This is a genomic window from Nocardioides sp. (assembly GCF_016462705.1).
In the GTDB taxonomy this organism is placed as follows: Bacteria; Actinomycetota; Actinomycetes; order Propionibacteriales; family Nocardioidaceae; genus Nocardioides.
This window is the reverse complement of the sequence record NZ_JAEMSS010000268.1, coordinates 1-4,156: the sequence shown is the minus strand read 5'-3', so window position 1 is coordinate 4,156 and position 4,156 is coordinate 1. Positions and strand designations below refer to the sequence as shown.

Below are 4,156 nucleotides of genomic sequence, written 5' to 3'. Positions count from 1 at the left end.
GACGTACTCGATGCCCCCGACCCGCCCCGGGTCCCAGACCGTGTGGGTCCAGTAGTCGGCAGCGGATGCCGGGAGGAGCAGAAGGCCCACCAGCACGGTCGCGACGAAGACGGCGATGGCGCGGAAGGCAGCGGCCCGGCGCCCGACCAGGACCAGGAACACCACGAAGACGAGCGGCGTGAGCTTGATCCCGGCTGCGAGACCGATCAGCACCCCCGTCCACCGGCCGCGCAGCACGAGCAGGTCGCAGCAGACGGCGCACATCAGCAGCAGGTTGACCTGACCGAAGCCGTAGGTCTCCCGCACCGGGTCGAGCACCGACATCAGCAGGACCAGCCCACCGAGGTGCAGGGGCGACAGGGAGACGACGCGCTCCCGGAGGAAGACGACCAGTACGACCGCGAGAGCGACGACGCCGGCGCCCACCCAGGCGGCAGTCGCCAGCGCGTCGGGCAGCACGGCCACCGGCACGAAGAGCAAGGCCGCCACCGGCGGGTAGGTGAAGGGGTAGCCGGTCGCCGGGTCGGTGCCGGCGTAGAGCGGCGTCCCGTCGAGGACGCTCCGGCCACCGAACCGGTAGACGTCGAGGTCCAGCGGGTCCCAGGCCAGGGCGACTGCGGCACCCAGCACCACGGCGATCACGCAGACGACCCAGGCGCGGCTCACGGTCACGGTCACGGGACCACCGTCGACACCGCTGGTGGCCTGTTCGTGAACGCCGAGCCAGCCTGAGGTGAGGCCGACACGACGTGTTCACGCGACGTTGCCGCGGGGTCGGCGTCGCGTTGTCCCGGGCTGCCTAGCGTCCCAGGCGTGACGGCAGACCGGATGCGCGTCCTGGTGGTCGCGGAGTCCTTCCTCCCGCAGGTCAACGGCGTGACCAACTCCGTGCGCCGGGTGCTCGAGCACCTGGCTTCGCAGGGTCACGAGGCCCGGCTGGTGGCCCCGACCGGACCGGCCGAGTACGCCGGCTTCCCGGTCTGGCTGGCCCGCGGCGCGGCCCTGCCGTTCTACCGCGACTTCCGGATCGGGCTGGAGACCCGGAGCCGGCTGCGGGCGGTGATGCTGAGCTTCCGCCCCGACGTCGTGCACGTCGCGTCACCGGCCACCTTGGGCCTGCAGGCGGCCCGGGCCGCCGAGGAGCTCGGGATCCCCTGCGTCGCCGTCTACCAGACCGACATGATCGGCTTCGCCGAGCGCTACCACCTCGCCGGCGGGCGGCAGGCCATGAGCTGGCTGACCCGGCGGATCCACGCGCACGCCGACCGCACCCTGGTGCCCTCGACGGCGAGCCTGCGTCAGCTCGAGGCGCTCGCGGTGCCCCGTCTGGCCCTGTGGCCGCGCGGGGTCGACCTGGAGGCGTTCCACCCACGGTTCCGCGACGAGACCGCCCGCCGCACCCTCGCACCGGACGGCCGCCTGCTGGTCGGCTACGTCGGCAGACTCGCCCCGGAGAAGGAGCTGGAGCTGCTCACCTACCTGTCCGGCGACCCGCGCTACGCCCTGGTGCTCGTCGGTGGCGGGCCCGAGGAGCCCCGGCTGCGACGGCTGCTCCCGGGCGCGACCTTCACCGGTGTCCTGACCGGCGACGACCTCAGCCGCGCCTACGCCTCGCTCGACGTGTTCGTGCACACCGGCCGGCACGAGACCTACTGCCAGTCGGCCCAGGAGGCGCTCGCGTCCGGCGTACCTGTCGTCGCACCACGCGCCGGGGGCCCGATCGACGTCGTGGCCGACGGCACGGCCGGGTTCCTGTACGAACCGGGCGACGGCGACGACCTCGGCGGCTACGTCGACCGCTTGGCCCGCGACCCCGGGTTCCGCCTGCGGATGGGGGCGGCCGCCCGGGCCAGCGTGGAGGGCCGGTCCTGGGCCTCGGTCAACGCGGCGCTGCTCGGCCACTACCGCGAGGTGATCGCGCGCAGGGACGCGGACCGGGTGGTCGCGGCCTGAGGTTAGGGTCCCGGCATGGGCCTGTTGACTCCCGTCGCCATCCGGATCGGCGCGATCGAGTGGATGCCGAAGCTCCTGCCGCAGGTGGTGTGGCTGGACAAGAACCTGCACCGGCTCACCCGCGGCCGGGTGACCGTCCTCGACATCGCGGGCCTGCCCAACCTCAACCTCACGGTCAGGGGCAGGAAGAGCGGCGTCGAGCGCACCACTCCGCTGCTCTGCGTGCCCGACGGCGACACCATCCTGATCGCGGGCTCCTACTTCGGCGGTCCCAAGATGCCGCTGTGGGTCGGCAACCTGCGAGCGGCCGACGGCCGGGCCACGGTCGAGTTCGGCAAGGAGCTGTTCGCCGTGACGGCGACCGAGCTCTCCGACCCGGAGCGCGCCGAGGCCTGGAAGGTGATGCTCCGGACCTGGCCCAACTACGCGAAGTACGAGGAGCGCACCGACCGGCTCATCCCGGTGTTCCGCCTGCGGCGTACCTGAGGTCGCTCGCCGTTCACGGAGCCTTGCCACGCTCGACGCGTGCGCATCGCCCAGCTCGCCAACTTCATCGGTCCCGCGTCGGGTGGCATGAAGACCGCGCTCGAGGCGCTCGGGAGGGGGTACGTCGCCGCCGGAGCGGAGCGTCTCCTCGTCATCCCGGGCCCGACCGATGCCGCGACCCGCACGCCCCTCGGTGAGGTGGTCCAGCTCCGGGCCCCCCGGGTCGGCGGCGGCTACCGGCTCATCGTCGAGCCGTGGCGGGTCATCCAGGTGCTCGAGGACTTCCGGCCGACCTCGGTGGAGCTCAGCGACAAGCTGACCCTGCTGCCGGTGGCCCGGTGGGCCCGGCGCAACGGCGTGCGCTCGGTGCTGTTCTCCCACGAGCGGCTCGACGACATGGTCGCCCTGCGCACCGGACTGGAGACCGGCGCCAAGCTGTCCATCGCGCTGCTCAACCGGCTGTTGGTGCGCAGCTTCGACCAGGTCGTCGTCACCTCCGCCTACGCCCAGGCGGAGTTCCAGGCGGTCGCCGACGCGGTCGGCTGCCCGATGGTGCGGGTCCCGCTGGGCGTGGACCTCGAGACCTTCCGTCCTCGACCGCCCCGTCCCGGCGCGGCCCACGCCACGATCAGGCTGGCGCACGCCGGCCGGATGTCCCGCGAGAAGTCCCCGCAGCTCGCCGTCGCCACCGCGGCCGAGCTGCACCGCCGCGGGCTCCCCGTGGTGATGGACGTCTACGGCGAGGGACCGCACCTCGACGAGATCCGGGCCGCGGCCGGGTCGGCTCCCGTGCGCTTCCACGGCTTCATCACCGGCCGCGACGACCTGGGCCGTCGTCTCGGGACCGCCGACGTGTCCCTGTCCGTCTGTCCGGGCGAGACCTTCGGCCTGGCGGTGCTGGAGGCCCTGGCCAGCGGGACCCCCGTCGTCACCGCCGACCGCGGTGGCGCCCGTGAGCTCGTCGACGCCACCTCCGGCGCCTGGGGTGCGCCAGACCCGGGATCCCTCGCGGACGCCGTCGAGAGGGTGCTGGGCCGCCCGGTGGCCGAGCGCCGGTCCGGGGCGCGGCGACGCGCCGAGGAGTTCCCGTGGTCACGGACCGTCGACCTGATGCTGGCCGTCCACGACCAGACCGCGCGCGCTGTGGGCGCGACCGCCTAGTGCAGGGCTCAGCAGCGTCTGCGTGACGATCCGGTCGACCCGGTCCCGGCTGGGGCGGGTGAGGAGCAGCAGCGTGAGCAGGGCCGCCACCAGCATCACCCCGAAGACGATCACCAGATAGGCGCCGTGCAGCGACGAGTCCAGCGGCGCGACCAGCCCGCCGACGACCGAGAGCGCCACCAGCGCGGTCATCGCGACCCGTGACAGCCGCCGGGCCGCCACGAAGGGCACCGCCCAGAGGAAGTACCAGATGTGCACGACCGGGCTGAGCACGACGAGGGCCAGGACGGCGGTGCCGACCGCGGCCAGCGCCACGTCCCGCGACCCGGTCCGGGACGCCGCCAGCAGCCGGCCGGCGAGGCCGACCGCCATCACCCCGCCGACCAGCCTCGTCAGTCCGTGGAAGAGGTCGAGACCGGTGAGCCCGGCCAGGCCGGTCCCGACGAGCGTGGTGGCCGACAGCGGGGTGGCCACCGCGGCCTCCACGGTGAGTCCGCTCACCCATCCCCCGCCCAGCCCGGTGAGCGCGCCGAGCCCGGCCAGGACGCCCACGGAC

4 protein-coding genes and 1 pseudogene are annotated in these 4,156 nt (G+C 73.7%); 3 read left to right on the top strand and 2 right to left on the bottom strand.

The genetic code is table 11. The features are described from left to right. On the bottom strand, window positions 1–678 hold a 678-nt coding region (locus tag JHD21_RS21145; RefSeq protein ID WP_292679442.1), incomplete at its 3' end, for a glycosyltransferase 87 family protein. 135 nt (window positions 679–813) lie between these two features. Here JHD21_RS21145 and JHD21_RS21140 point away from each other — a divergent pair. The 3 genes from JHD21_RS21140 to JHD21_RS21130 all read left to right on the top strand — a co-directional run bounded on the left by JHD21_RS21140 (window position 814) and on the right by JHD21_RS21130 (window position 3,600). Beyond that, window positions 814–1,953 carry a glycosyltransferase family 1 protein gene (locus JHD21_RS21140; RefSeq protein WP_292679440.1) on the top strand — a complete coding sequence of 380 codons (1,140 nt, stop codon included), beginning with the start codon at window positions 814–816 and terminating at the stop codon, window positions 1,951–1,953. 15 nt (window positions 1,954–1,968) lie between these two features. Then, window positions 1,969–2,439, top strand: coding sequence for a nitroreductase family deazaflavin-dependent oxidoreductase (locus JHD21_RS21135; protein ID WP_292679438.1), 471 nt, complete (start codon window positions 1,969–1,971; stop codon window positions 2,437–2,439). 87 nt (window positions 2,440–2,526) lie between these two features. Next, complete coding sequence (locus tag JHD21_RS21130; RefSeq protein WP_292679443.1) at window positions 2,527–3,600, top strand: glycosyltransferase; 1,074 nt, start codon at window positions 2,527–2,529, stop codon at window positions 3,598–3,600. Here the strand turns inward: JHD21_RS21130 and JHD21_RS21125 are convergent. Further along, window positions 3,532–4,156 (bottom strand): annotated as a pseudogene (locus tag JHD21_RS21125) (hypothetical protein); the annotation flags it as partial. The gene JHD21_RS21130 and the pseudogene JHD21_RS21125 sit on opposite strands and share 69 nt — an antisense overlap.

Coding starts and splice junctions, on each gene's coding strand:
- JHD21_RS21135 (WP_292679438.1), top strand. CDS start 1,969: ATGGGCCTGTTGACTCCCGTCGCCATCCGGATCGGCGCGATCGAGTGG.
- JHD21_RS21130 (WP_292679443.1), top strand. CDS start 2,527: ATGAAGACCGCGCTCGAGGCGCTCGGGAGGGGGTACGTCGCCGCCGGA.